This window comes from Cohnella sp. GCM10012308 (assembly GCF_042649185.1).
GTDB lineage: Bacteria > Bacillota > Bacilli > Paenibacillales > Paenibacillaceae > Cohnella.
The window spans coordinates 113,436-139,343 of sequence record NZ_JBHRYU010000017.1 but is presented as its reverse complement, the minus strand read 5'-3'; the positions used below and the strand labels follow the sequence as shown (position 1 = coordinate 139,343).

At 60.4% G+C, this 25,908-nt stretch carries 25 protein-coding genes; 18 read left to right on the top strand and 7 right to left on the bottom strand.

Annotated features, from left to right (window positions below; translation table 11 throughout):
* Window positions 1-175: 175 nt before the first annotated feature.
* The 18 genes from panB to ACFOTD_RS18815 all read left to right on the top strand — a co-directional run bounded on the left by panB (window position 176) and on the right by ACFOTD_RS18815 (window position 18,239).
* Window positions 176-1,039, top strand: coding sequence for a 3-methyl-2-oxobutanoate hydroxymethyltransferase (gene panB / locus ACFOTD_RS18900; protein WP_378121473.1), 864 nt, complete (start codon window positions 176-178; stop codon window positions 1,037-1,039).
* Entirely contained in the window at window positions 1,036-1,950 is a 915-nt protein-coding gene (gene panC / locus ACFOTD_RS18895) for a pantoate--beta-alanine ligase (RefSeq protein ID WP_378121471.1), read from the top strand. Before panB ends, panC begins: the two co-directional genes overlap by 4 nt.
* Entirely contained in the window at window positions 1,950-2,333 is a 384-nt protein-coding gene (panD, locus tag ACFOTD_RS18890) for an aspartate 1-decarboxylase (protein ID WP_378121469.1), read from the top strand. The genes panC and panD overlap by 1 nt, the downstream gene beginning before the upstream one ends.
* A gap of 70 nt (window positions 2,334-2,403) precedes the next feature.
* Window positions 2,404-3,066 (top strand): hypothetical protein, encoded by a 663-nt coding sequence (locus tag ACFOTD_RS18885; protein ID WP_378121467.1) that lies wholly within the window; start codon window positions 2,404-2,406, stop codon window positions 3,064-3,066.
* Between the two features lie 63 nt (window positions 3,067-3,129).
* Window positions 3,130-6,228, top strand: coding sequence for an ATP-dependent DNA helicase DinG (dinG, locus tag ACFOTD_RS18880; protein WP_378121465.1), 3,099 nt, complete (start codon window positions 3,130-3,132; stop codon window positions 6,226-6,228).
* Window positions 6,225-6,911, top strand: a complete 687-nt coding sequence (locus ACFOTD_RS18875; protein WP_378121463.1) for a redox-sensing transcriptional repressor Rex — start codon at window positions 6,225-6,227, stop codon at window positions 6,909-6,911. The genes dinG and ACFOTD_RS18875 overlap by 4 nt, the downstream gene beginning before the upstream one ends.
* Complete coding sequence (locus tag ACFOTD_RS18870; RefSeq protein WP_378121462.1) at window positions 6,908-8,212, top strand: amidohydrolase; 1,305 nt, start codon at window positions 6,908-6,910, stop codon at window positions 8,210-8,212. The genes ACFOTD_RS18875 and ACFOTD_RS18870 overlap by 4 nt, the downstream gene beginning before the upstream one ends.
* Complete coding sequence (locus ACFOTD_RS18865) at window positions 8,209-8,733, top strand: cell wall elongation regulator TseB-like domain-containing protein (protein ID WP_378121460.1); 525 nt, start codon at window positions 8,209-8,211, stop codon at window positions 8,731-8,733. The genes ACFOTD_RS18870 and ACFOTD_RS18865 overlap by 4 nt, the downstream gene beginning before the upstream one ends.
* Before the next feature lie 224 nt (window positions 8,734-8,957).
* Window positions 8,958-9,491, top strand: a complete 534-nt coding sequence (locus ACFOTD_RS18860) for a hypothetical protein (protein ID WP_378121458.1) — start codon at window positions 8,958-8,960, stop codon at window positions 9,489-9,491.
* A complete protein-coding gene (locus tag ACFOTD_RS18855; RefSeq protein ID WP_378121456.1) occupies window positions 9,484-10,983 on the top strand; it encodes an AAA family ATPase in 1,500 nt (499 codons plus the stop codon). Before ACFOTD_RS18860 ends, ACFOTD_RS18855 begins: the two co-directional genes overlap by 8 nt.
* 226 nt (window positions 10,984-11,209) lie before the next feature.
* The gene (locus ACFOTD_RS18850) at window positions 11,210-11,734 is read left to right on the top strand and encodes an RNA polymerase sigma factor (protein WP_282912795.1); all 525 of its coding nucleotides are present in this window, start codon (window positions 11,210-11,212) and stop codon (window positions 11,732-11,734) included.
* On the top strand, window positions 11,721-12,983 hold the full coding sequence (locus ACFOTD_RS18845) for a hypothetical protein (RefSeq protein ID WP_378121454.1): 1,263 nt from the start codon (window positions 11,721-11,723) through the stop codon (window positions 12,981-12,983). The genes ACFOTD_RS18850 and ACFOTD_RS18845 overlap by 14 nt, the downstream gene beginning before the upstream one ends.
* 130 nt (window positions 12,984-13,113) lie before the next feature.
* Window positions 13,114-14,304 carry a histidinol-phosphate transaminase gene (gene hisC / locus ACFOTD_RS18840; RefSeq protein ID WP_378121452.1) on the top strand — a complete coding sequence of 397 codons (1,191 nt, stop codon included), beginning with the start codon at window positions 13,114-13,116 and terminating at the stop codon, window positions 14,302-14,304.
* 178 nt (window positions 14,305-14,482) lie between these two features.
* Window positions 14,483-15,355, top strand: coding sequence for a 3-hydroxyacyl-CoA dehydrogenase family protein (locus tag ACFOTD_RS18835; protein WP_378121450.1), 873 nt, complete (start codon window positions 14,483-14,485; stop codon window positions 15,353-15,355).
* Window positions 15,352-16,575 carry an acetate/propionate family kinase gene (locus ACFOTD_RS18830; protein ID WP_378121448.1) on the top strand — a complete coding sequence of 408 codons (1,224 nt, stop codon included), beginning with the start codon at window positions 15,352-15,354 and terminating at the stop codon, window positions 16,573-16,575. The genes ACFOTD_RS18835 and ACFOTD_RS18830 overlap by 4 nt, the downstream gene beginning before the upstream one ends.
* A complete protein-coding gene (locus ACFOTD_RS18825; protein ID WP_378121446.1) occupies window positions 16,568-17,293 on the top strand; it encodes a DnaD domain protein in 726 nt (241 codons plus the stop codon). Before ACFOTD_RS18830 ends, ACFOTD_RS18825 begins: the two co-directional genes overlap by 8 nt.
* Before the next feature lie 47 nt (window positions 17,294-17,340).
* Window positions 17,341-17,724 (top strand): hypothetical protein, encoded by a 384-nt coding sequence (locus ACFOTD_RS18820; protein ID WP_378121444.1) that lies wholly within the window; start codon window positions 17,341-17,343, stop codon window positions 17,722-17,724.
* 122 nt (window positions 17,725-17,846) lie between these two features.
* The gene (locus ACFOTD_RS18815) at window positions 17,847-18,239 is read left to right on the top strand and encodes a DUF2500 domain-containing protein (RefSeq protein ID WP_378121442.1); all 393 of its coding nucleotides are present in this window, start codon (window positions 17,847-17,849) and stop codon (window positions 18,237-18,239) included.
* An 83-nt stretch (window positions 18,240-18,322) separates the two neighbouring features.
* Here ACFOTD_RS18815 and mtnB read toward each other — a convergent pair whose 3' ends face one another.
* The 7 genes from mtnB to ACFOTD_RS18780 all read right to left on the bottom strand — a co-directional run bounded on the left by mtnB (window position 18,323) and on the right by ACFOTD_RS18780 (window position 25,817).
* Window positions 18,323-18,961, bottom strand: a complete 639-nt coding sequence (gene mtnB, locus ACFOTD_RS18810; RefSeq protein WP_378121440.1) for a methylthioribulose 1-phosphate dehydratase — start codon at window positions 18,959-18,961, stop codon at window positions 18,323-18,325.
* A 4-nt stretch (window positions 18,962-18,965) separates the two neighbouring features.
* On the bottom strand, window positions 18,966-19,640 hold the full coding sequence (locus ACFOTD_RS18805; protein ID WP_378121438.1) for a 2-hydroxy-3-keto-5-methylthiopentenyl-1-phosphate phosphatase: 675 nt from the start codon (window positions 19,638-19,640) through the stop codon (window positions 18,966-18,968).
* Window positions 19,637-20,875, bottom strand: a complete 1,239-nt coding sequence (locus tag ACFOTD_RS18800) for a 2,3-diketo-5-methylthiopentyl-1-phosphate enolase (protein ID WP_378121436.1) — start codon at window positions 20,873-20,875, stop codon at window positions 19,637-19,639. Before ACFOTD_RS18800 ends, ACFOTD_RS18805 begins: the two co-directional genes overlap by 4 nt.
* A gap of 64 nt (window positions 20,876-20,939) precedes the next feature.
* On the bottom strand, window positions 20,940-21,809 hold the full coding sequence (proC, locus tag ACFOTD_RS18795) for a pyrroline-5-carboxylate reductase (protein WP_378121434.1): 870 nt from the start codon (window positions 21,807-21,809) through the stop codon (window positions 20,940-20,942).
* A gap of 56 nt (window positions 21,810-21,865) precedes the next feature.
* Window positions 21,866-23,113, bottom strand: a complete 1,248-nt coding sequence (locus ACFOTD_RS18790) for a glutamate-5-semialdehyde dehydrogenase (protein WP_378121432.1) — start codon at window positions 23,111-23,113, stop codon at window positions 21,866-21,868.
* Window positions 23,110-24,228 carry a glutamate 5-kinase gene (proB, locus tag ACFOTD_RS18785; RefSeq protein WP_378121430.1) on the bottom strand — a complete coding sequence of 373 codons (1,119 nt, stop codon included), beginning with the start codon at window positions 24,226-24,228 and terminating at the stop codon, window positions 23,110-23,112. Before proB ends, ACFOTD_RS18790 begins: the two co-directional genes overlap by 4 nt.
* A gap of 410 nt (window positions 24,229-24,638) precedes the next feature.
* Window positions 24,639-25,817: a pyridoxal phosphate-dependent aminotransferase gene (locus ACFOTD_RS18780; protein ID WP_378121428.1), complete on the bottom strand. Its 1,179-nt coding sequence runs from the start codon at window positions 25,815-25,817 to the stop codon at window positions 24,639-24,641.
* Window positions 25,818-25,908 lie beyond the last annotated feature (91 nt).

The window sequence follows — 25,908 nt, the reverse complement described above, 5'->3', positions numbered from 1 at the left end:
GAAAAGAACCGAATAACCGTGATGATTCGCGGCGGATTCTGCTCTGAGCCCAAGGGACCGAGACAGAAGGACGTGAAGCGTTCCTGCTGAATGGACACCTTCTTTGCTCATGGGCAAACGAAGGTTTTTTTGCGCGCTCGGATGGCTGGCCGCCCACAGAAGGGAGCCCTACGCAATGAGTCAACCGTTAACGCCGCCGAAAATGAAATCGATGAAAGCCCAGGGTTCGCCGATCGCCATGGTCACCGCTTACGACTACCCGTCCGCAAGGTTGGCCGAGGAGGCCGGCGTGGACGTCCTGCTCGTCGGAGACTCGCTCGGCAACGTCGTGCTCGGCTACGAGACGACCGTGCCCGTAACGCTTGAAGACATGATCTATCATACAAGAGCCGTCGTACGAGGCGCTCCCCGTACGATGATCGTGACGGACATGCCGTTCGCCACGTACCGCGGGAGCAAGGAGCAGACCCTTCGCAATGCCGCCAGGCTTATGCAGGAGGGCGGCGCTCACGCGGTGAAGCTCGAAGGCGGAGCCGAGCTCGCAGATGAGGTCGCGCTGCTTGTATCTGCAGGGATTCCCGTCATCGGCCACTTGGGACTTACTCCGCAGTCAGTGCTGCAGATCGGCGGCTACAAGGTGCAGGGACGTGACGAGGCCGAAGCCGCTCGGCTGCTGGCCGACGCGAAGGCGCTCGAGCAAGCAGGGGCCGCAGCCGTCGTGCTGGAGCTGGTCGTCGAGCCTGCAGCGGCTGCCGTATCGCGCGCGCTGTCGATTCCGACGATCGGCATCGGCGCGGGAAGGGGCTGCGACGGGCAAGTGCTCGTTTACCATGACTTGATCAGGTACGGCTCGGGCATTCGCGATAAACGATTCGTGAAGCCTTATGCGGATGTCGGCGAGACGATCCGGTCCGCCGTATCGCAATATGTGAACGAAGTGAAGACCGGACGGTTCCCGGAAGAAAGCCATTCGTTCCAGATGCAAGCCCAGCCCCAAGAAAAGCCAACGACCAAATTGTACGGAGGCGATCCAAAGTGACGGCTAAGATAACTTCGGCTCCTACGGTGATTCGTACGATTGCACAAATGCGCGAGGCGATCCGCGCCTACCGGAAGGAGGCCGGCGCGGCCGCATCTGTCGGAATGGTGCCTACGATGGGATTTTTGCATGAAGGCCATGCAAGCCTGATTGGAAAATCGAGTCAGGAAAACGGACTGACGGTGCTCAGTATTTTCGTCAATCCGCTCCAGTTCGGCCCGAACGAAGACTTTGAACGCTACCCGCGCGACGAAGCCGGAGACCTGGCCGTCGCCGCGCGCGCAGGCGCCGATCTCGTCTTCCTGCCGAGCGTCGCCGAGATGTACCCGATCCCCGCGGCGACGCAAGTTACCGTCTCGGGCGTCACGGAGCGTCTATGCGGAGCCAGTCGACCCGGACATTTCGACGGCGTAGGCATCGTCGTGACCAAGCTGTTTAATATCGTTCAGCCGGACCGCGCGTACTTCGGCCTGAAGGACGCGCAGCAGGTTGCAGTCGTCGAACGAATGGTCGCCGACTTCAATCAACCTGTCGCGATCGTGCCTTGTCCGATCGTGCGGGAGGCGGACGGACTCGCCATGAGTTCGCGCAACGTTTATTTGTCGGCCGACGAGCGGCGCGAGGCGCTGGTTATTTCCGGCACGCTCGCCAAGGCACCCGCGTGGATCGAATCGGGGATGAACGCATCCCAATTGACGGCAGCCGTAAAAGAAGGCATAACGGCTTCGCCGCTGGCCGATATCGACTACGTCGAGGTATTGACTTATCCGGGACTGCAGCCGCCCGCTTCGGACGCCGCGCTGTCCGAATCCGAGTCCGGCGGGCGGATCATCGTCGCGGCGGCGGTCCGCTTCGGACGCACGCGCCTCATTGACAATATTCTTATTTCCTTTCCGGAGGCGCATTCCTGATGATGAGACAAATGATGAAATCCAAGCTTCATAGAGCGACGGTGACGGAAGCGAATCTGAACTACGTCGGCAGCATCACGATCGACGAGGATTTGCTGGATCTGGTCGATATTTTGCCGGATGAAAAGGTTCAGATCGTGAACAACAACAACGGCGCGCGGTTCGAGACATACACGATTCCGGGGCCTCGCGGCTCCGGCGTCATTTGCCTGAACGGCGCGGCTGCGCGTCTCGTGCAGCCGGGTGACAAGGTAATCATTATCGCTTATGGCTATATGGACAACGAAGAGGCGAAGCTGCACAGGCCGAAGGTCGCCATATTGGACGAAGGTAACCGCGTCGTTCAAATGATGGCGCAGGAGCCTCATTCGACCGTCGTCTGAAGTGTATGAAAGGCCTCCGGCAAACGCAGAATGAGCAGTACAAATCGTCTGCGACTGGGGGCCTTCTTCCGTGATTCAACCCTTTTTCTCCGCCATGAACGACGTGCTGGACCAGATGATCGAACGCTACCCCAATTCATCGCCGGATGAAAAGTTGGCGCTGGAAGAGCAATGGAACGTGTTAAAATCGATGAGTGATGATATCATTGAGTCATGGCTTGCGCTCGAGGAAAAGATGGGCGATTACAGGCGACGGCGACAAGCCGGCGATATCGACGGTTGCAAGGCCAAGCCTGCCGTTGCTGCTATGCCGGCCGAATGGCCCGTTCCGTTCATCAAGGGGCAAGGATATTTCAAGCTTCACATGTTCCGCGAGTGCGCGTGCCAGTTCGAACAGCTGCTCGCCCTGTATGCGGAATGGTCCCTAGCCCGCCTTTATCTGGCGATGAGCAGGATGCATCTCGGCGAGTTCGCGGAAGCGCACCGTCACTTTCAGCTCGTAGCCGGAACGGCCGACGAGCCCAAACTGCAGTCGATCGCATACAACGCGATGGGCTGCGTGCAGGCGGTTCAAGCGAATATGGCGCAAGCACAGCAATTTTTCCGCAAGGCGCTGGAGCTCGATCCCGGCTTCGCCGATGCGAAGCATAATCTGGACGCCTGTATTTGCGACGCCGCCAGCGTACAGCTCTCCTTCGGCAGCGCAGAACTGTCGGCGCTCGCGCTTGGCTGAAGCTGCCCCGCGCAGCAAGCTCGCATGCGCGATGAAGGCGAAGTGCAAGAAAGGAAGTCTTTCATGAAATTTGCGGTACTCGACTTCGAGACGACGGGAACGTCGTCCCAGCAAGATGAAATCATACAAATCGGCATCGCGGTCGTGGACGACACGGGCGCGGTGTCTTCCGTATTTCAATCGCTCGTGAAGCCGTCCCGTTCGATACCCGCTTTTATTACGACGCTGACGGGGATCGGAGACGCGGACGTCGCGGATGCGCCGGCGATCGAGGATGCGGTGGCCGAGATGGTCCCGCTTCTTCACGATGCCGTCCTCGTCGCGCACAACGCCGGCTTCGACGCCGCCTTTTTGCAAGCCGCTCTCGACAAGAGCGGTTATTTGCCGTTTTCCGGACGCGTGCTGGACACGGTCGAGCTGGCGAGACTGGTCTTCCCGTTTTTGCCTTCGTACCGGCTTACGGCAATCACGCACGGTCTAGGCATCGCGCACGACAGGCCTCACCAGGCCGATAGCGACGCGCTGGCGACGGCGGAGGTGCTGACGGCCTGCATCGGCAGGCTCCGGGCGCTCCCGACGCTCACGCTCGAGCGGCTATGCGAGCTGACCGACGGCGAGCGCAGCGATCTCGGCTGGCTGCTGACGTCGCTTCGCGCGGAGCGCGATACGACTTGGTTCGAAGAGCCGGAAGGTTATCAATACTACCGTCAATTCGCCATGCGGATCGCCGATTGGACGGACGACGACGAAGGCCGCGAGGCTCAGCGTCTGCAGGCGGAGCGCTCGCTCGCCGATATGCCGTTCGAGACCTATCTCGACACCGTCGCGGATCGCATGAAGGAGCTGTTTCCCGGCTACGAGCCCAGAGAAGGACAGCGCATCATGTACGACGAAGTTCATCAGGCGCTTGCCGACGATTCCCATCTGCTGGTCGAAGCCGGAACGGGGACGGGCAAGTCGCTCGGCTATCTGCTGCCTTCCCTTTATTATGGATTAAAAGAAAATAAAAAAATCGTCGTGACGACGCATACGATTCAGTTGCAAGAACAGCTGCGCCAGCGCGATCTGCCGCTGCTGCAGGACGTGCTGCCCGTTCCGTTCAAGGCGGCGGTGTTCAAAGGGCGAAGCAACTACATGTGCCTGCGCAAGTTCGAGCAGCAGATGCAGACCCCCGCGTTCGCGCTGTCCCGGGAAGAAGCCGTGGCGCGCGGCCAGCTTGCCGTCTGGCTGTCGGAGACGGAGCGGGGCGAAGCCGAGGAGCTGAATCTGGGCAGCCGCTCCAAGGAAGAGTGGAACGCCGTCGCCAGCGACGCGGATTCCTGCCTGAACAGACAGTGTCCCTGGTTCCGCAAATGCTTCTACCACCGCGCGCGGCAGGATGCGCTCAAGGCGGACCTGGTCATTACCAACCACGCGATGGTATTCACCGACATGCGCGCGGAACACCGGCTGCTGCCGGCCTACGATCGGCTGATCGTCGATGAAGCACATCATATGGAAGAGGTGGCGAGCAACCATCTCGGACGCCGGATCGGTTACGGCGCATTGCCTTCCGCGCTCGCGAGACTCGCGAAGGATAACAGGACGGGGCAACTGCCGAGCCTGATCTCGCAGTTGACCGGCACGGCGGAGAGCGCGAGCGGTACGTGGGCCGAAAAGCTGGAGGAGTTGCTGCCTCGCGTGCAGGAGCTTCGGGAATCATGGGAACAATGGACGGACAGGCTCTACGGCTTGCTCGCCTCGGGCGCAGCCGCCGACGAGACGGGCGGGCTCAGCTACCGTCTTAAGCCGGACGCGATGCCGAGGGATTGGGAGTCGATCCGCGTAGACGGGGACAATGTCGTGCTGCGGCTCTCGGATCTCGTGCGTCCGCTGGAGAAGCTGCTGGCGGAGATCCGCGACCGAAGCGAGGATTTGGCCCTGCAGAGCCTCCTGACCGACATGAACGGCACGGTCAAGGAGCTGTCCTCCGTTCGCGGCGACCTGCAGACGTTCGTCTCGATGTCGGAGGCGGAATGCGTTTACTGGATCGAGGGACACACCCAATACAAGAGCCGCTCGTTATGGATGTATATCGTCCCCGCCGACGTCAGCGGCTTGCTGAAGGACGGTTTGTTCGGCCAAAAGGAAAGCATCGTGCTCACGTCCGCTACGCTTACGGTCGACAAGTCGTTCCAGTACGTCAAGGAGCAGCTTGGTCTTGACGAAGCGGAGCGGCAGGGAAGACTGCGGACTGCGCGGCTTCCCTCGCCGTTCAATTACCGTCAGCAAGCGCTGCTGCTCATTCCCCGGGACTTCCCGTCAATCAAGGGAAGGGACGGCGAAGCCGCGTTTTTGCAGGCGCTGACGACATCGCTGGCAGAGGTGGCGACCGAGACCGGCGGCCGCATGCTCGTGCTGTTCACTTCGCACAAAATGCTGAAAACTGTATACGAGCCGCTCAAGTCCGCGCTCGCGCCGGTCGATATTCAAGTGCTCGGCCAAGGGATGGACGGCAGCAGCCGCAGCCGGCTGACGAGCCAGTTCATGGAACAGCCGCGCTCGGTGCTGCTCGGTACGAGCAGCTTCTGGGAAGGCGTCGATCTTCCGGGCGATGCCCTGACCTGTCTCGCGATCGTCCGGCTGCCGTTCCAGCCGCCGAACCATCCGGTGACGGAGGCCAAGAGCGAGCGATTGACCGCGCAGCGCAAAAATCCGTTCATGAAGCTGTCGCTGCCGCAGGCGGTCATCAAGTTCAAGCAAGGCTTCGGCAGACTCGTGCGCACCGCTTCGGACAAGGGCATCGTCGTTTTGTACGATACCCGCGTCATCGATACGAGCTACGGCAAATACTTTTTGTATTCGCTGCCCGGCCCCAAGATGGAGCATTTGCCGCTAGCGGGCCTGGTGCCGCGCGTGCGGGAATGGCTGCATCCGGCGAATGCCGCCGCTGCCGCGGAAACGGCATCCGACGCCGAAGCTTCATCCAACGCCGAATCCCCATTGGATACGGAATCCTCATCGGATGCGGAAACCGCGCCCGCCGGCGATACGCCGCCCGCTCCGTCCGGCGAGACCGGCGTTCCGGAGACACCGGCATCCGATAAGATCAAGACCAAACGGACAAGAACTAAAAAACCGAAGCAGGAATCCGATGGGTGGGAAGGAGAAGTCTCCAGTTGAAGCAAATCAAAATTTCCGAAGCGGTCGTCCGGCGCCTTCCGATCTACCTGCGCTACCTCAACGAGCTGAGCATCAGCGACGTACAGACCGTGTCCTCGCAGGATCTCGGAGACAAGCTCGATCTCAATCCCGCCCAGATTCGCAAAGATCTCGCCTATTTCGGCGAGTTCGGGCGCAAGGGCGTCGGTTATAATGTCGGTTATCTGATCGAGAAAATCCGCCATATCCTCAACCTCGACCGCCCGATTCACGTGGCGCTCGTGGGTGCCGGGAACCTCGGCCGCGCGCTTTGCAATTACAATATGTACCTGAAGGACAATATGAAAATCGTATCGGTGTTCGACGACGATCCGGCCAAAAAAGGCGTGTCCATCGGCAATCTGACCGTTAACCCGATTCAAATGCTTCCGCATGAAGTGAAGGACAAGGAGATCTCGATCGGAATCATCACCGTGCCGGCGAGCGAAGCGCAGAAGGTCGCGGATCGCTTTGTCGAAGCGGGAATCCGGGCGATTTTGAACTTCGCGCCGACGGTGCTGAAAATTCCCGCGGGTATCCGCATTCATCACGCGGATTTTACGAGCGACCTGCTGAGCTTGGCTTATTATATGGATCACGATCTGGATGCGGACGGGGCGGAAGAGCCAGGCGTATCCGGGGACGAAGAAGGAGCGGAACAATGAAACGTTGGCTAATCGAGAACGGCATTTTTGCGGAGCTGTCCGCGGAGCGGCAAACTTTCGAAGGGTGGCTCTACGTCGAAGACGGGTATATCTCCGCATCGGGCGAAGGCGCCCCTCCGGCGGAGCTTCGCGATCAAGCGGAGGAGATCGTAAGCGGCAAGGGGCTGCTGTTCCTGCCCGGTCTGATCAATACGCACGGCCATGCGGCGATGTCGCTGTTGCGAGGCCTGGCGGACGATCTGGTGCTCCAGGACTGGCTTGAAAATCATATGTGGCCGATGGAAGCGAAGTTTACGGGCGAGGACGTCTACTGGGGAACGTCCCTGGCCGCTGCGGAAATGATTCTTAGCGGAACGACGACCTTCGTCGACATGTACGATCATATGGATAAAGTCGCCGAGGTTGCTGCCCAGGCTGGCCTGCGCGCTACGCTTACCCGCGGCGTTATCGGCCTCTGCCCGCCCGACGTCCAGACGGCGAAGCTGAACGATGCCGTGCAGTTCGCGAAGGACTGGCAAGGAGCGCAAGACGGCCGCATTCAGGTGATGATGTCTCCGCATTCGCCCTATACATGCCCGCCCGACTATATAGAACGCATCGTGGCCGCCGCGAACGAGCTCAATTTGCCGCTGCACACGCATATGTCCGAGACCGCTGCCGAAGTGGCTCTGAACGTCAAGCAATACGGCGCGCGTCCGGTCGAGCACCTGGACAAGCTCGGATTCTTTTCCCGACCTTCGCTCGTTGCCCATGCCGTACATCTGAACGACGACGAGATCGCGCTGCTCGCCGAGCGCCGCGTCGCCGTCTCGCACAATCCGGTCAGCAATCTGAAGCTCGCCAGCGGCGTGGCGAGAGTGCCGGAATTAATGCGCGCAGGCGTCACCGTCTCGCTCGGGACGGACAGCGCGGCCAGCAACAACAATCTCGACCTGTTCGAGGAGATCAGGCTTGCGGCGTTGCTCCACAAAGGCGTGTCCGGCGATCCGACGGCCGTCCCTGCGCTAGAAGCGTTGCGCATGGGGACCTTATACGGCGCCCGTTCGATCGGTCTCGGAGACGTCACCGGCAGCCTCCGTCCGGGCTTCAAGGCCGACATCACCGCCGTTTCGATCGACAAGCCGCATTTCATGCCGCGTACCGATTACATTTCGCACCTTGTCTATTCGGCCAGCGGGGCGGACGTTGCGCACGTGTGGGTAGACGGTCGGCGGATCTTGCGCGATCGCGAGCTGCTGACGCTTGACGTCGAACGGATCCGCTACGAAGCGCAGCGATGCTTCGAGAGGTTGCGGGGATGACGCCAAGCCGCATTGCGGAGCGGAGACGGCAGTCTGCGTGGACAGGGTGGCGACTGACGTTAATCGTCCTTGGCTTCCTCGTTTTCGTGGCGGTGGTCTTCGTCGTATACATCCGGAGCGCGGATGCCGAATACCGGGGCGAGGAGCGGGCAGCGGTCGCGAAGGCCAAGCAAGAAGCGGGATTGATCAAGATCGGCAACGTTTCGAAGCATGTATGGGACGATTCGGTCTGGGTCGTCGAGGGCAAGGACGCTTCCGATACGGACTGGTTCGTATGGCTGAGGCAGGACGGATCGATCAAGGAAAAGTCCGGGGACGGATATAGCGAAGAGGGCATTCGGGACCGCTTTAATTCGGACCATCCGGGCAAAAAAATCGTGCGTCTGCTGCCGGGGTGGTTTTCGGGACAACCGGCTTGGGAGATTCGCTACATCGACGATCCCGATTCGAAACGCCAAGCGATCGTCTTTTATTCCTTCAAGGACGGAAACGCGCTTAGAACTTATAATTTGGTCTCGTAAAATAAAAAGAATCGAAATTCAATTATTTATGGCCTGCGCCCTTACGGCGCGGGTCTTTTTTTGGATGCGACCTATCATTTACCCCGTTCGCAAATATTTGACACAACTTTTTAAGCGTTGATATATATTTAGTCTATCAGATTATGATATACTAGCTGATGTATTGTTGAAGCAGAGACATTAACACAACACTTTATATCAGACTAAAGGAGGCCAATGCCTAAATGAAATTGCGAATCCTGCCTATAGCGACGACGGCCGTGGTATCGGTGGCGCTGTTGTTCGGTGGTTGGTTTGCTTATCGTCATTATGGCGTGGAGCAGCCGCTGGACCGCGCTGCGGCGAAGGTGCCGGGCGTCGAATCGGCCAGCTCGGACATGAATGCGGACGGCGTCACGATTAAGGTCAAGCTTAGCGATTCCGCGGATCTGGCGGATGTATATAGAACGGTTAAGGAAGAAGGCGCCCGCGCGATCGGCTCCAAGAGCTTGAAGCTGGTCGCCGAGAATTCGGATAATGAAGCGCTGGAGAAAATTTGGCGTTCGGCTTTGTTCGACGTCGCGCAAGCGATGGACCGCAAGGAATACACCGAAATCCGCGATGCGATGGCCAAGCTTCAGTCGCAGACGCCGGGTCTTGCCGCTTCCACGGATATCGACGAGGAAAACGTGTATATCAGCCTTCGCCTTTCCGGCAGCGCCAAGTACGTCATTCTGCCTCGCCAGGGCGAGCAATTGGAGGTGTGGCCGAATGCGTAATTGGAGATCCTACGGCAAAGAGATCGCGATCGGCTTCGTGCCCGTATTCATTATCTTCATGATTTTCGTCGGCGTGCCTGCACTTCCGCTGCTGCTCGGCGCAGGGCTCGTCGGCGGCCTGCTGTTCATGGCCAAATCGCGCAACGGGATGGCGTTCGGCGGCGCCATGCGCAAGGGACCGTCGCGCCCGCCCGCTTACTTGACGTTCGAGGATATCGGAGGTCAGGAACAAGCCAAGCGCGAGCTCGTAGAAGCGCTCGATTTCCTCGTCCAGCGGGAGCGGATAGCCAAGCTCGGCATCCGCCCCCTCAAGGGCATTCTGCTCACTGGACCTCCGGGAACGGGCAAGACGCTGCTCGCCAAGGCCGCGGCCAAGCATACCAACTCGGCGTTCATGGCGGCTTCGGGCAGTGAGTTCGTCGAGATGTATGTCGGCGTCGGCGCGGGCCGCATCCGCGATATTTTCCGCCAGGCGCGTACTATGGCAGCCAAGCAGAAGCGGGACAGCGCGATTATTTTCATCGACGAGATCGACGCGATCGGCGGCAAGCGCGACGGCTCCCAGAACAAAGAGTACGACCAGACGCTCAACCAGCTTTTGACCGAGATGGACGGCATCCAAGGCGACGAGTCGGTCCGCGTATTGATCATTGCGGCCACTAACCGCAAGGAGCTGCTCGACAATGCGCTCACCCGTCCCGGACGCTTCGACCGGCACATCCAAGTAGATATGCCGGACAGGCACGGACGCGAGCATATTCTCCGCCTGCATGCCAGAAATAAGCCGCTGGCCGAAGAAGTGTCACTGGATAAGGTCGCGGAGGAGACGTTCGGCTTCTCCGGCGCGCAGCTTGAGAGCGTCATGAACGAAGCCGCGATCTACGCCATGCGCGAGGAGAGCGAGGTCCTGAGGCCGGCGCATCTGGCTCAGGCGATCGACAAGGTTATGATGGGCGAGCGGATGGACCGCGAGACGACGAGCGAGGAGCGGGAGCGCGTGGCGCTTCACGAGCTCGGCCATGCCATCGTCGCCGAGAGCGTGCGCCCGGGCAGCGTCGCGCAAGTGTCGCTGACGCCGCGGGGGCAGGCGCTCGGTTACGTACGCCATCATCCGCGCAAGGACAGCTATCTGTATACGAAAACCTATCTGGAGGCGCAGATCCAGATCGCGCTCGGCGGTGCGGTTGCGGAAGAGTTGCACTACGGCGGCCGGAGCACCGGCTCGCGCGGCGACTTCGACCAGGCGACCAATATCGTCAAGACGCTGATCGAATCGGGCATGACGGAACTCGGCATCATTCATCCCGAGGCGCTTACCGCGGAGCAGTGGTCCAAGGAAAACGGGCGGATCCTGGACGCCTTGACGGACAGCACCAGGAAGCTGCTCTCGAGTCACATGGAGACTTTCGCGAATTTGCTTGCCATTTTGATCCGCGAGGAGACGCTGTCGGGCGAAGAGCTCCGCATGCATCTGAGCGCCGTTGCTGCCTGACCGGCAGCCATGAGGCTGTCCCGCTTAGCCGAGCAAGGCTGCGGGGCGGTCTTTTTTCATTCCCGCTCCTGCGAACCGGCGCCTGATTTGCCCGGAGGCGACAGGAAATGACCGATCCAAATAATTGTGGTAACATAATAATTTGAACCGGAAGTCATTTGTCTTCGTCCAATAATGAGGTGGTTGTTTGCAGAACTCTGACGCCAATTTCGAATACTTAAAATATATGAGCGATTCCGACGACAAAAAAACGGTGCTCCACGAGCTGATGACCGCTTACGGCAAAGAGGTATGGAACTTTGCCTACAGCCTGACGCGGAAGTGGGACGTGGCGGACGATATTACGCAGGACGTATTCGTCAAGGTTTTCAAAAACCTGGACACGTTCCGGAGCGACTCGTCCATCCGCACCTGGCTCCTTACGATCACGCGCAATACGGTGATCGACCATCAGCGCTCCGCGTTTATCCGGCGGGTGTCGCTTACGGATTGGAGCCTGGACACCGGACAACGGCGCTCCGTAGAGGACGACGTCATCGAGCAGTACGCCGTGAACGACCTGTGGAAGCAAGTGCTTAAGCTGCCGGTCAAGTCGCGCGAGGTGCTGATCCTGTACGCGCACCATCAGCTGTCTCTCAAGGAGATCGCGGATGTGCTGGGCGTGACAGAAGGGACCGTCAAGTCTCGGATGTTTCACGCTCGTCGCAAAATCGCGAAAATGAAGGAGCGCAACGGCCATGGAACCGAATGACAAAGACCTCAAACAGCTGCTATCGCGGGGCCCGCTCATCAAGCACGGTTTTGACGCGCGATTGGTCGCCCGCATCGAAGAAGCGATCGAACGCCCCGAGGGGCGCCGCCATCCGTTTCTTCGGTTCGGCTGGCACGGCGCGGGTCTCGCCGCGATGGCCATGCTGCTTCTGTTCGTAGGCTTGTGGCATTGGTCGTTCGGCTCCGGCGGACCCGCCGGCACGATCAACCTGCAGATGGCCGGACAGACCGCCGGCACCGAATCCCCGTTGTTCGCGGACGCCAATGCGGAGCTCCACTCCGCGCTGCTGCTCGGCCTTCGCGCAGACCCTAAGAGCGAAGACGGCAGCGTCGCGAGCAGTTACCGCACGCTCTTTATCGCGCCGACGGACGGGCAGTTCGAGCTGGAGGCGCAGGGCGACGGCATCGTTATGCCTTACGGCCAGAACTTCTGGAAGATCGAAGCCGTATCGTCCGACGCGGGCAGCGCGGCAACCGCCCAGAAGCTGATCGCTTATCCGGTGACAGGCAAGGATGCCGCCAAGACCGACCTGAAGGCGCTTCGCGAATCGTCCGCGGCGCCGCTCACCGAGCGGCTGCTGTTCGTCGGCAACAAATATGTATCAGTAGAGCAAAATCCGTCGGATGCACCCAATCGCGTCTATCGGTGGGTTAAAGATATGGACCAGTTGGCTGCAAGCGCGCAGCGCGCGACGTTCGAGCCTGAAGCCGAGCCGCATATTTCGCTGGAAGAGGCGATGAAAACCGCGGAGGCCACCGAGACGCCTGTCGCCCAAAAGGATGCCGCGTCCGACCAGCGCACTGAACAGTGGTCGATTATCCGCCGTACCGGCAGTTGGGTAGCGGCGGCTGCAGACACGGCCGGGCAGTCCTACGCGCCGCTTGCCAACAAGACGCTGACGGAGCTGTCGACCCCGCTGCCGGATTCGATCAACAAATTCGACACGCTTTATCCGACCTGGTCCCAGATTCTCCAGATCGAGCCGGGCGCCAAGGATGCTTATTCCTCGCCCAACGAGGACATGCTCGTCATCGTGCTTGACGATGAGCTGGTGATCTATCCCTATCATATGCTGGGCGGAGATCAGGATCCGCTACGCATTCCGCTTCAATCGAACGAGTCCCTGATTATGGCGCAATGGGCGAAGGAGGACAAATATTTGGACAGCTGGAAAAAACAGCTTGCTACCGTGCTTGTGGACGAATCGGCCGAGACCAGCGTGAAATAGGGAATTGGTTTAAAGAAACTGCAATTCGAAGCCTAATTGCGAATTGCAGTTTTATTTTACGTTAATGCTTTACTATATTAACGCGTTAATATAATATAACGTTATTAAACATTCAGGAGATGATCCAAGCATGAAGCCGTTAAATCAGACCGCAGGAAATGACGTCCAGGAAAATGATGGGAAAGACGCGCGAAGTCCGTCCCCGCGCGCGGTGATCGCAGCTATGCAGCCCTACGTACCCGGACGTTCGATCTCCGATATCAAGTCCGAATTCGGACTCGAACGGGTCATTAAGCTGGCATCGAACGAAAATCCGCTTGGCCCGTCTCCGCTCGCCCTTCAGGCTATGCGCGAGATGCTGCCCGACATTCACCGGTACCCTGACGATCGCGCGGTTTTTTTGAGAAGCAAGCTGGCATCGAAGCTATCCCTTCTCCCGTCCCAATTTATTGTCGCTAACGGCGCCGATGAGCTCATCACATTGATCTGCGAAGCTTATCTCGAGCCAGGCGAGCGAATCGTTACGTTCGCGCCGTCTTTCAGCGAATACGTCTTTGGCGGGAGGCTGATGAACGCGGAGACGATCGCAGTTCCGTTACCCGATTCCTACGAGCTGCGGGCCCGCGACCTGTTGGCTGCGGTGGATGCGCGCACGAAGCTGGTCTTCGTTTGCTCGCCGAACAATCCGACCGGCACCTACATGACGAAGACGGAGCTTGCGCATTTGCGATCGCGGCTCCCGGACGGATGCCTGCTTGTGCTGGACGCCGCCTACTCGCATTTCGCGGATGCCCGGGATTATGCCGACGGATTCGAGCTGCTGCGGGAGGGAGCGCGGCTCGTCGTGCTGCAGACCTTTTCCAAGGCCTACGGACTCGCGGGCATACGGGCGGGATTCGCCGCGGGACCGACGGACGTCATCGCCCATATGCTCGCCGTCAAGGAGCCATTTAACGTCAACGCGCTCGCTCAGGCCGCCGCGGCAGCCGCCTTGGACGATGAAGCGCATCTTGAAGCGACGCTGCGTACGAATGCGGCGGGCCGCATACGACTTCGCGAGGGACTCGGGCGTCTTGGCATTCGCTCCGTGCCGTCGCAGTCCAACTTTGTGCTCGCGGACTTCGGCCGCCGGGCAGCCTATATTTACGACGGGCTGCTGAGGCGGGGCGTCATCGTTCGGAGCGGATCCGGATGGGAGCTGCCCGGCTGTCTGCGTATTTCGGTCGGGACAGCGGAAGAGATCGACCGGTTGCTCGCTTGTTTGGCGGACGTTTTGCAATCCGGTACCAGGGCGACCGAACGCTCCGGACATACGCATTGAAGCTGACCGGCTGAACCGCAAGGAACCGTTATTTGCGCTTGTCACATTCCCGACGCAAAACTGCCTCAAACCCTTCCCGGATTCCGCAAGCTCCGTCGGTTTATGTCGGAGAGCGGGTATGTTAATATGGGAAAGTCAGGTTGGACGCAGAACGTGCAATGGGGAAGGGGAACGGCGGATGTTTCGGACGATCGGCGTTGTAGGAGCAGGGACGATGGGCCAGAGCATCGCGGAGATGCTGGCCGGCAAAGGGCTGGACGTGCATATGACCGACAGCTCCGGCGCGCGCCTGAAGCAGGCGCAGCTCGCGCTCGAAAAAAACCTCGACCGTCAAATCGAGCGTTGGGCTATAACGCAGGCGGAGAAAAAACTCATATTGAACAGAATCCATGCCGAGCCCTCGCTGGAGCATCTGGCTCAGTGCGATTTGATTATCGAGACGATCAGCGAAGATCTGGAAAGCAAAAAGTCCGTTTTCCAGCAGCTGGACGATATTATACCCGAAGGCCGCGTGCTGGCGAGCAATACGTCGACGCTCAGCCTCACCGAGTTGGCCAGCGTGACCAAGCATCCCGAGCGGGTGATCGGCATGCATTTCGTCTATCCCGCGTTCCGGATCGACGTGGTAGAAATCGTACGGGGCTTGCAGACGTCGGACGAGACGTTCGAGCGGACGAAGGAATTCATCGAGCGGGATCTGTCCAAAAAAGGCGTCATGGTGTTCGAATCGCCCGGCTTCGTGACGACGCGGCTGATCTGCCTGCTCATCAACGAATCGTTGAACGTGCTCCAGGAAGGCGTCGCTTCGCCAGAGGATATCGATTCGGCGATGCGCATCGGGTACCAGTTCCAATACGGCCCGCTGGAGATGGCGGACCGGTTCGGCCTGGACTCGGTGTGGGCGGCGCTCGACCGGATGTTCAGAGACTACGGCGAGCTCAAGTATCGGCCGTCGATCCTGCTGAAGAAGAAGGTTCGCGCCGGACAGCTCGGCGTGAAGTCGGGACAAGGCTTCTTCCAGTATACGAAGGACGGTGAGCGCAGGTCATGAACGTACTCGTCATTAATGCGGGGAGCTCCTCGCTGAAGTATCAGCTGTACGACATGAAAACGGAAAACGTGCTCGCCAAAGGCCGCGTGGAACGGATCGGCATGGAGTCGTCGATCTTGACGCACGAGGTCGAGGGGCAGCCGGAAGTGCGCGAGGTCAGCGAGATTCTCGAGCATACGACAGCGGTGCGCAAGGTGCTCGATATGCTGACGCACCGCCGGTTCGGCGTGCTGCGCAATATCGACGAGGTGCAGGCCGTCGGCCACCGGATCGTTCACGGGGGCGAGACGTTCAGCGAGTCCGTGCTCATCGACGCTGACGTGAAGCTGGAGGTCCGCAAGCTGTTCGACCTGGCGCCGCTGCACAATCCGGCGCATATGATGGGCATTCTCGCCGTCGAGTCGAACCTGCCCGACGTGCCGCAGGCGGTCGTCTTCGATACGGCTTTTCACCAGACGATGCCCAAGACCTCGTACTTGTACGCGATTCCGATGGTGCTCTACCGCAAACATCAGATTCGGCGTTACGGCTTTCACGGAACGTCGCACGATTACGTGAGCAAGCGGGCTGCCGAATATTTGGAGAAGCCGCTCGAAGAGCTGAAGATCGTCAGCTGCCATATCGGCAACGGCGCGAGCTGCACGGCGATAATGGGCGGCAAGTCGTTCGATACGAGCATGGGCATGACGCCGCTCGAGGGGCTCATGATGGGCACGCGCAGCGGCGACCTGGATCCTGCGATCGTGCCGTATGCGATGAACAAAGAAGAGCTGACGCTGTCCGAGGTTAACTCCATGCTGAACAAGCATAGCGGTCTGATCGCGATCTCCGGCATCAGCAGCGATATGCGCGAAGTCGTGCAGGCGATGGACGAAGGCAGCGAGCCTGCGAAGACCGCGTTCGAGATGTATGTCTACCGCATCCGCAAGTACGTCGGCGCCTACGCGGCCGCGATGAACGGCATCGACGTGCTTCTATTTACGGCAGGTGTCGGCGAAAACTCGGACGTGCTGCGCAAGGCGGTCTGCGAGGGGCTGACGTTCCTTGGCATCGAGCTCGACGAAGCGCGCAACCGCGTCCGCTCCGGCGATCCGCGGCGGATCTCGAAGGATGCCTCCAAGATCGAGGTGCTCGTCGTACCGACGAACGAAGAGCTCCTCATCGCGCGCGACACCTACAGGCTCGTCGTGACAGCCAAGGAGGCGGCAGTCGATGAATGATGCCGGGGGCATGGCTGCAAGCCTGGCCGAAGCCTACATGGACGGCGCGGCCAGCATTCCTTACGCGCTGTTGCGCGTCTACCGGATGCTCGGTCTGTCCGATACGGAATGCATGCTGCTTATTCAGGTGATCGCCTTCAGGCAGCTGGAGCAAAACGATTTTCCCACGATGGAGGAGCTGCAGCAGCGGCTCGGGGCTTCCGGCGCCGTCATCGGGGAGTCGCTTCAGAAGCTCATCCGCCGCGGCTTGATCGCGATCGACGAGGTAAGCGACCCGGTATCGGGCATCCGGGCCGAGCGGTACAATCTGGCCGGCCTGTTCCAGGCCGTCGCCCAACTGATCGTATCGGGCGAAGCCCCTGTGCGGGCTGCCGGTCCGCAAGGCTCGTTTTCCGCACAGAGTGCCGCGGCCACGGCAGCCGGCGCCCGCTCCGCCCCGGAGGATGGTCCGAATGCCGAAGCGGTCAGCCTGTTCGCGGTATTCGAGCGGGAATTCGGGCGCCCGATCTCGCCGATGGAGGCGGAGACGATCGCCGGCTGGCTCGACCAGGACAAGTACGCGGAGGAATTGATCCTGTTCGCCCTCAAGGAATCCGTATTTGCGGGCAAGCTTTCTTTTCGGTACATGGACAGAATATTGCTTGAATGGAGCCGCAATCGGGTTCGCAGCGTCGAAGATGCGAGGGCGCACGCCCAACGCTTCCGTACCGGACGCTGACCGAAGGCAGGCAGTATCGATTAGAACACAAGAAGGAGTATGCGACGATGGAAAAGCCGCTTTATCAAAAACTTTATTACAAAACGGGGAGGGCGCTCGTATATGGGGCGCCGGAAGGCTTCGACCTCGGCGTAGACGTCGAGACGGAGGCGGAGGGCAGATTCGACTTCGTGCTCGTGTTCGTCAAAAATACCGAAGACGTGCTGAAAACGTTGCCGAAAATCATCCCGCTGCTGCAGCCGGACGCCGTCTGCTGGATCTCTTACCCGAAGCAATCGGCCAAGGTCGTGACGGATCTGAACCGCGATCTTCTATGGCGGATCATGGAGACCCGCACCGATTACCGCGTCGTCAGCAACGTGGCCATCGATGTCGTCTGGTCGGCGCTCCGCTTCCGCCATGTCAGCAAGATCAAGTCCACGAAGCCCTAATAGCCTTGTTTCCAAGATGCCAAGACGATTCCTTTTTTTTCAGTTAAGTTTTCGGACCGAGCCGCGTACATATAGGTATAAGCGGCTAGGCCGGCGACAGGAACTGAGAGGAGCGGATCGATTTGGACATTTTGGGCGAACTGCAGGTCATTCTTCCGGTTCTGTTCTGCGTGGTACTCGGCATCATCGCGATCTTCGGCGTCCGTAGCATCGGAGAATGGAGCCACAACAACAAGCAGCCGCTGTTGTCCGTCGCCTCCCGCGTCGTCTCCAAACGCTCGCTCGTCCATTATCGCCATCATCACGACGACGGCATTTCCCATCACCAGTCGGATACTTTCTATTACGCAACGTTCGAGCTCCCGGACGGCGCCCGCATCGAGTTCAAGCTGAGCGGCGGCGAGTACGGTTTGCTGGCGGAGCAGGATGCCGGCATGCTTACGTACCAGGGCACGCGTTTTTACGGCTTCGAACGGGAAAAAGACAGGGGCTTGCGGCTCGTAGGCAGGTCATGAGCGAACTTCATACGATAATTAAAAAGCCCGCGCTTCCATTTAAGGAAGGCGGGCTCTTTGCATGCTTGCGACGGGAGGGGTGATCAGCGCTTCAGCAGCGCCATCCGGTAGACGTATTCGAACAAAAACTCGAACGCCTCCAGATGCTTGCGTGCCTCGAACGCATCGCGGCCCCAGGCATAAATGCCGTGCTTGCGCAGCAAAATGCCGGGTATCCGTTTGTCGAGACGTTCCTTGACCTCCGGCACGATGCGCGGAATGTCCGCGAAATTGGAGACGATCGGCACTTCGATGACGGCTTCCTCGTCCCAGATGTTAAAGGCTTTGATCAGCTCGACACCTTCGACAGGAACGGCGCGGCGCTCCCAGAACAACTCGGAGACGATGCTGTTGTATACGGAATGAATATGAAAAATGGCGCCGCAGCCCGTCTGGCGGTAAATCTCGCAATGAATCAGCGTTTCGGCAGAAGGTTTGAGCCGCGTAGCCTCGATCGGCGCGCCCGTCTGATCGACGAGCAAAAAGTCCTCCGGCGTCGACGCGGCCTTGTCTTTACCGCTCGCCGTTACTGCGAATGCGAATTGGTCCGGCTCGAAGCCGCCTACACGCATCGACAGATTGCCACTCGTGCCGGGGAACCAGCCCCGGGAGGCGAAGTCCGACTTGACCGTGTCCAGTTCGCGGTAAACCCGCTGCTTGTCTTCAAGTAAAATGTCGCTCATATGCTTACCATTCTCCTTCATCCAGATGTTTGACGACGTCGTGGAACGTCTCGAATGGAACATGCGGCAGTCCGAGCTCGGCACAGCGTTCGGTCAGATGGGAGCGGGAGAACACAAGGTCGACCAGCTTCGCTCCGGCAAAATCCGTGACGCTGTCCCCGATGAGAATCCGCGTATACCGGTCCTTCGGGAAACGGCGGATGACCGTCGTTTTGCACATGCCGCAATCGTTGTCGCAAGCGTCGTCGCAGGCATGCGGCCACAAAATCTCGATGCGCTCGCCCTCGAAGCTGCTGCCGTTGCAATAAATATGATCATGCGGGATGTCGAAAGGCGCGAGCAGCGGGTAGACGAAAAAGTCGATGCCGCCGCTCGTCACGTAAAACTCGACGCCGCTGGCCCTGCACCAATCGAGCAGCGATTGGAAGCCTGGCCGGATACCGGCCGTGGACAGAATATAATCCGTGATCTCCTGCCTTTGAGCGGAGGGGATCAAGGCGAACATCTCGCCGACGCCCTGGCGCACGGATTTGCGAAGCGCGACGATATCCTCGACGATCGGCTGCCAGCCCGGCGGATCGAACTGCTTCATGACGGCGACGATATTGTCGCTCATCGTGATCGTGCCGTCGAAGTCGCAAAACAAAACAGGCGGCTTGTTGAAGGTTCGCTTGCTCAAGGTCGGCGAACCCCCCAGCGCTCAATCGCGAGCTTCAGCTGCTCACGCTCGCCGCCACCGGACGCATACGCTTCAAGGTCCTGTCCGGCGAGCACGGCGTCGATCGCCTGACGGAAGGCTTGTCCGCCTGCGGCCGCGCCGAGCGGATGGCCGTGGACGCCGCCGCCCGCGTTCACGACGACATCCCGTCCGAAGTCGTGGACGATCAGCGGCACAAGTCCCGGATGGATGCCTGCGGACGGTACCGGCAGGACGGCCTTCTGGGGCAGTTCGGCGTTTACGAGCGCGTCCTGGACCGCCAGGTTCTCCGCCTTCGGCATAACGACGGAGCCGTAAGGGGAAGGGAAGAGGGACAGGTCCGCGCCGGCGATACGGATGAGCGTGCCGAGCAGTGCGGAGGCCGAGATTCCGTGATGCGGCGACGGATAGTAAGCGCCGGCCATCGCCGGATGCGCCGCGATCGGGACGCTGACCGCAGGATCGGCAGCCAGCTCGGCCAGCGCGTCGAAGCCATAGGCCAACACGTTGAAGAGCAGGCCGTTGACGCCGGCATCGATGGCGCGCAGCGCGTTTTCGCGCAGCTTGGACGTCGGCCCGGTCAGGTTGGCGAAGTAGATCAATTTTTGTCCGGTGACGTTTTCCGCTTCGCGGGCGACGGACATGCAGGCTTCGACGCGGCGTTCCAGCGGGGTGAGCGGATTTTCGAACAAAATCTCGTCGTCTTTGATCAGATCGACGCCGCCGAGCGCTTGCTGGAGAAACTGCTCGCGCAAGCCGTCCAGGTCGTATCCGATGACGGATTTGAAAATGCTCATAAGCAGCGGGCGGTCCTGAACGCCCAAATAATCCCGCACGCCGGCCAGTCCTAGCTTAGGTCCAGGGAAGGCGGACAGAAAATTGGCGGAAGGCTTAAGGCCGGTCAGTTTGATGCGGCCGTCCATCGACAGCTTGCCGAACACGGTCACGAGCAGCGCGGGAATGTCTCGGCTAAAGTTGACGTCGGGATACTCGATTGTAATGTCGGCGTAGCGTTCGCCCGGCCCGGCGCCCTCGGGTTCATGCGCTTCGACGGAGACGACGCGTCCGAGATGCTTCTCCATTTGTTGCTTGGCGACCTCCGGCAGCTCGGTCCAGCTGCCGACCGTCAGGCCGATGGCGATGCCTTCGGCTTTTTTGGCGAAGTCCGCCTTGTCGTCGAATAAGCGATAGGTGGCTTGGCTTTTGTTGGCGCTCATTTCGCGATACCTTCTTTCTGCTAAAAGTTGCTGTAAGTTGCTGTTAAATATCGTTAGGCGGTATTCAGTCGCGCAGCGCCTCTTCGGCGATCGCGCGACCGAGCTCGCCTGCGCGACCCGCGCAGCGATCCATTGCGGCCGAGAACGCTTCGTCGACGCCAAGCCGCTGCAGCGTCTCGATGGCCGCTTGGGTCGTGCCGTTTGGCGAGGTGACTTTGCGGCGCAGCTCGGAGGGCTGCTCGCCGGTGAGCCTAACCATGTCCGCCGCGCCGCGAACCGTCTGCACGGTCAGCTCGTGCGCGGCTTCCGGCGTCAGTCCTTGCGCGACGCCCGCGGCGATCATCGCTTCCATGACGAAATAGATATAAGCGGGGCCGCTGCCCGAGACGGCGGTCACCGCCTCCAGCAGGCGCTCCTCGACGACTTGCGCGATGCCGACCGCACCGAACATATCGAGGGCAAGTCGCTGCGCTTCCTCGGCCAGGCCTTCGGAAAAGGCAATGCCGGTCGCGCCAAGGCCGATGCTGCTAGACGTGTTAGGCATCGTGCGCACGACGGACTGATTCGCGCTTGTCAGCCCGCGAATCGTCTCGATCGACAATCCCGCGATGAGGGAGACGATCAATTGCTCCGTACGCAGCGTTGGCGCGAGCGCCTTCAGCGCAGCCGCTGCATCCTTCGGCTTCATCGCCAGCACGATGACGTCCGAGGTGAGCAGCGCGTCTTGTCTCGCAGCCTCGCTGTCAGCGGTCAGGACGCCGTAGCGTCCGTGCAGCTCTGCGAGCCTGCTTGCGTTCGAACGATTGAAAACCGCGATGTTGCCGGCCGGCGCAGTGCCGGTGTCCACGAGTCCGCGGATAATGGCTTCCGCCATCGAGCCTGCGCCGTAAAAACAAATTTTAGAATGAGCGAGTATGTCTTGCGTTGCAGTCATCGTCGTTCGACTCCCGTCTTTTATTTAACGTCTTTAATAATTAATGGAGCAAAATATTATCCTCGCGTTTGCCCGCTGCCTCGAATGCGATATTTGGTCGAGGTCAGCGCAGGCAGGCCCATCGGTCCGCGCGCATGAAGCTTCTGGGTGCTGATGCCGATCTCGGCGCCATAGCCGAACTCGAAGCCGTCCGTGAAACGGGTCGAAGCATTGTGATAGACGGCGGCCGCGTCGACCTCTTGAAGGAAGCGGTCGGCGTTCGCCTGATTCTCGGTCACGATGCATTCGGAATGCTTCGTGCCAAAGCGCGCGATATGCGCTAGCGCCTCGTCAAGATCGCCGACGACGCGTACGTTCAATATATAGTCGTTGTATTCGGTCGCAAAATCTTCGTCCGTCGCTTCGCTTGCCCACGCTACGCGGGCCCTTGCCGCGGCGTCGGCGCGCAGCTCGACGCTTGCCTGGCGGAAGCGCTCGGCGAGGCGCTCCAGATGCTTGCCGGCAAAGTCGGCGTGGATCAGCAGCGTCTCCATCGAGTTGCAGACGGAAGGACGCTGCACCTTGGCGTTCAAGGCGATCGCCTCGGCCATGTCATAGTCGGCCGTCGCGTCGACGTAGGTGTGGCAGATGCCGGCGCCGGTCTCGATAACGGGCACGGTGGCGTTTTCGACGACGTTGCGGATAAGCGCGGCGCCGCCGCGCGGAATGATGACGTCGAGCAGGCCGTTCAGCTTCAGCATCTCGTTGGCGGAAGCCCGGCTCGCATCCTCGACGAGCTGCAGCGCGTCCTCTGGAATGGCGCTGTTGCGGAGTGCCCCGCGCAGCGACGCCACGATTCGTTTGTTCGATTCGATGGCGGCGGATCCGCCGCGGAGCACGACCGCGTTGCCGGTCTTCAGGCACAGACCCGCGGCATCCACAGTGACGTTCGGCCTCGCTTCATAAATGATGCCCACGACGCCGATCGGTACGCGCAGCTGCTCGATCCGAAGGCCGTTGGGACGCTCGAACTCGGCGATCTTCTCGCCGACCGGGTCGGGCAGGGCGATGACCTCGCGCAGACCCTGCGCGATCGCTTCGATGCGCTGGTGGTCGAGCCGCAGCCGGTCGAGAAGCGACTCCGACGTACCGGCTGCCCGCCCGCGCTGAATATCGAGGTCGTTGCCCGCAATGATCTCGTCCCGGTCGGCTACGAGTGCGTCCGCCATCAGGGCGAGCGCTTCGTTTTTTTGCGCAGTCGTCAGGTTGTTCAGCGCAGCCGTCGCCGTACCGGCCGCGATCGCTTTATTTCTTGCTTCGCTCATGATCCCTTCGCCTCCTTGGGTACGTAAGTCGTGACCCATTCGTCTCTGTGTATGATCTCGATGCGCCCGACCTCTACGCGGCGGGCGGCTTCATCGCTCGACAGTCCGGCCACCGCGGTCACCTGCCAAGCGTCGTAATTCGATACGCCCCGCCCAAGCGTCCGTCCGCCGCTCAAGACTTCAACCACGTCTCCGGGGTGGAATTCGCCCTCGACATGCGTGACGCCGGCTGGCAGCAGACTGCGTCCCCCGTTCAGGAGCGCCGCTTCGGCGCCGGGGTCGACGAAAACGCGGCCCTGGGGCACCGACAAAAAGCCGATCCACTGCTTTTTTGCGGGCAAAGAGTGGAGGGAGGCCGCGAAGTAGGTGCCTCTGCCTTGGCCATCGACCGCGGCGGACAGATCGCCGGGCTCGGTCGAACGTCCGACGAAAGTCGGCACGCCGCCGCCCATGGCGATCCGCGCCGCCTCGATCTTGGACCGCATGCCGCCCGTGCCGACAGAAGATCCGGCGCCGCCCGCGATGCGGTACAGATCCTCGGAGATGACCTCCACGCGGTCGATGCGGACGGCCGAGGCGTCCTTGCGCGGGTCAGCCGTAAACAAGCCTTCGATGTCGGTTAAAATATACAGGCCAGTCGCCTTGACGAGGTTCGCGACGAGCGCGGACAGGGAATCGTTCTCCCCGAATTTGATTTCGTCGACGGCGACGGTGTCGTTTTCGTTAATGATCGGCACGACGCCCTGCCGAAGCAACTCCTCGATCGTGCGCTGCGCGTTTTGCGCGCGCTGCCGCTGGCTGAAATCCGGCCGCGTGAGCAGAATTTGCGCGGCCGCGATGCCGTAAGGCGCGAACGCCTCCTGATAGGCTTGCATGAGCAGCGCCTGGCCGACTGCGGCGGCCGCCTGCTTTTCGTGAACGAGCTTAGGCCTCGTCTCGTATCCGACCGCCCGGAAGCCGGCCGCGATGGCGCCCGAACTGACGAGCAGGGTCTGCACGCCCTGACGGTGCAGAGCGGCGATTTCGGCAGCAAAGTAGGCGAAGCTCTCCCGGTTAAGTCCTCCGGATTCGCCGGCGAGCGAGCTGCTGCCGATCTTGACGACGATGCGACGCATCCTTACCGCTTCCTTTCCGTGTGCATGATCCAACAATCAACCGTTAAGCGAAGAAGCGCAAGCAAAAAGGCTCCCGTCCTGTTCAAAGGACGAGAGCCTGGCTCCCGCGGTACCACCTTCGTTGACGCTTCGTGCCGCGAGGGCGAAGAAACGTCCGCTTGAACGCCCGGTAACAGCGGGCCCTGTCCGGCTCTTCGCCGGCCGCTCGGGGATGGGGGAAGGAGGGCGACCGCGCAAATTCTCCCAGCCAATGGAATTTGCTCTCTGATCGGCGCGAATTTCCTTCGTTTCCCGTCATTGCGTTTAAATGAGGACGGAGGCAACGCCCTTGCTGGCGATGCCGATTGGTTTAAGAATAGCACGGCCCCAACACCTTGTAAAGGAAGCGAACGTCCGCTAGGCTTGCCGGCTCAGCGGAACAATCCCAGCCGTCCGATGCGGTCCGCGGCTTCGCGAAGCCGGGCCTCCGGGGCAAGCAGGCCGAGACGGACGTAACCTTCGCCGTGCGTGCCGAAGCCGATCCCGGGCGCCACCACGATGTCCGCTTCTTCCAGCAGCAGGCTGGCGAAGGAAGCGGAGTCGTGTCCCTCGGGCACGGGCAGCCAGCAGAAGAACGAGCCGTCCGGCTTAGGCGCGTGCCAGCCGTGCGACGCCAAGGCGTCGTATAGCGCGTCGCGGCGGCGTTCGTAGACGGCGACGAGGTCCGTTACCGCCTGCTGCGGACCGGTGAGCGCTAGCGCGGCGGCTTCCTGGATGCCGCCGAACAGGCTGCAGTAATAGTGGTCCTGAATCAGGTTGAGCAGCTCGATAATTTTGCTGTTGCCGAGCGCGAAGCCGACGCGCCAGCCGGCCATGTTGTACGTTTTGGACAGCGTATAAAACTCGATGCCGACTTCCTTGGCGCCGGGCGTCTCGAGGAAGCTGACGGGCCTGCGTCCGTCGAAGCCGATCGCCCCGTAGGCAAAGTCGCTCGCCACGACGACGCCGTGCTTCTCGGCAAAGCGCACGGTATCCGCATAGAATTCGGGCGTCGCAACGGCCGACGTCGGATTGTTCGGATAGTTGAGGAACATCAGCTTTGCGCGCGCCAGATCCTTGGACGGAATCGCTTCGTAGTCGGGCAGGAAGCCGTTTTTCGCGAGCAGCGGCATCTGGCTCATTCTCGCGCCCGCCAGCACCACGCCGGACCAGTAATCGGGATAGCCCGGATCGGGCACGAGACAGACGTCGCCGGGATTGAGCAGGCATTGGCTGATCTCCACGAGGCCGGTCTTGCCGCCGAACAGCACCGCGACCTCTGTCGCGGGATCGAGCTCGACGCCGTAGTCTTCTTTATATCGCTTCGCCACGGCTTCCTTTAAGAAAGGGAATCCGCGAAACGGCGGATATTTGTGGTAGAGCGGATTCTCGGCGGCTTCCTTCAGCTTGTCGACGATATGCGAGGGGGTGGGCAGATCGGGATTGCCCTGGCCGAGGTTGATGACGTCGCGCCCGGTCGCTGCGCGGGCGTTCGCCCTGCCGACGAGCGCCGCGAAAAATTGCTCGGGGAGCCCGGACATGCGGTCCGCAGGTTGAATGGAGATAGACATGAGACAGCTTCACGCTCCGTTGCTTTCATTAGACTGCTTTATAAAGGTATCAGGTTGACTATACAATCTATGTAGACAATAGCACAAGGAA

Bases quoted from the DNA above. Each gene is read 5' to 3' on its own strand.
- panB (WP_378121473.1), top strand. From the start codon at position 176: ATGAGTCAACCGTTAACGCCGCCGAAAATGAAATCGATGAAAGCCCAG.
- panD (WP_378121469.1), top strand. From the start codon at position 1,950: ATGATGAGACAAATGATGAAATCCAAGCTTCATAGAGCGACGGTGACG.
- dinG (WP_378121465.1), top strand. From the start codon at position 3,130: ATGAAATTTGCGGTACTCGACTTCGAGACGACGGGAACGTCGTCCCAG.
- ACFOTD_RS18870 (WP_378121462.1), top strand. From the start codon at position 6,908: ATGAAACGTTGGCTAATCGAGAACGGCATTTTTGCGGAGCTGTCCGCG.
- ACFOTD_RS18865 (WP_378121460.1), top strand. From the start codon at position 8,209: ATGACGCCAAGCCGCATTGCGGAGCGGAGACGGCAGTCTGCGTGGACA.
- ACFOTD_RS18860 (WP_378121458.1), top strand. From the start codon at position 8,958: ATGAAATTGCGAATCCTGCCTATAGCGACGACGGCCGTGGTATCGGTG.
- ACFOTD_RS18855 (WP_378121456.1), top strand. From the start codon at position 9,484: ATGCGTAATTGGAGATCCTACGGCAAAGAGATCGCGATCGGCTTCGTG.
- ACFOTD_RS18850 (WP_282912795.1), top strand. From the start codon at position 11,210: ATGAGCGATTCCGACGACAAAAAAACGGTGCTCCACGAGCTGATGACC.
- ACFOTD_RS18845 (WP_378121454.1), top strand. From the start codon at position 11,721: ATGGAACCGAATGACAAAGACCTCAAACAGCTGCTATCGCGGGGCCCG.
- hisC (WP_378121452.1), top strand. From the start codon at position 13,114: ATGAAGCCGTTAAATCAGACCGCAGGAAATGACGTCCAGGAAAATGAT.
- ACFOTD_RS18835 (WP_378121450.1), top strand. From the start codon at position 14,483: ATGTTTCGGACGATCGGCGTTGTAGGAGCAGGGACGATGGGCCAGAGC.
- ACFOTD_RS18830 (WP_378121448.1), top strand. From the start codon at position 15,352: ATGAACGTACTCGTCATTAATGCGGGGAGCTCCTCGCTGAAGTATCAG.
- ACFOTD_RS18825 (WP_378121446.1), top strand. From the start codon at position 16,568: ATGAATGATGCCGGGGGCATGGCTGCAAGCCTGGCCGAAGCCTACATG.
- ACFOTD_RS18820 (WP_378121444.1), top strand. From the start codon at position 17,341: ATGGAAAAGCCGCTTTATCAAAAACTTTATTACAAAACGGGGAGGGCG.
- mtnB (WP_378121440.1), bottom strand. From the start codon at position 18,961: ATGAGCGACATTTTACTTGAAGACAAGCAGCGGGTTTACCGCGAACTG.
- ACFOTD_RS18800 (WP_378121436.1), bottom strand. From the start codon at position 20,875: ATGAGCGCCAACAAAAGCCAAGCCACCTATCGCTTATTCGACGACAAG.
- proC (WP_378121434.1), bottom strand. From the start codon at position 21,809: ATGACTGCAACGCAAGACATACTCGCTCATTCTAAAATTTGTTTTTAC.
- ACFOTD_RS18790 (WP_378121432.1), bottom strand. From the start codon at position 23,113: ATGAGCGAAGCAAGAAATAAAGCGATCGCGGCCGGTACGGCGACGGCT.
- proB (WP_378121430.1), bottom strand. From the start codon at position 24,228: ATGCGTCGCATCGTCGTCAAGATCGGCAGCAGCTCGCTCGCCGGCGAA.
- ACFOTD_RS18780 (WP_378121428.1), bottom strand. From the start codon at position 25,817: ATGTCTATCTCCATTCAACCTGCGGACCGCATGTCCGGGCTCCCCGAG.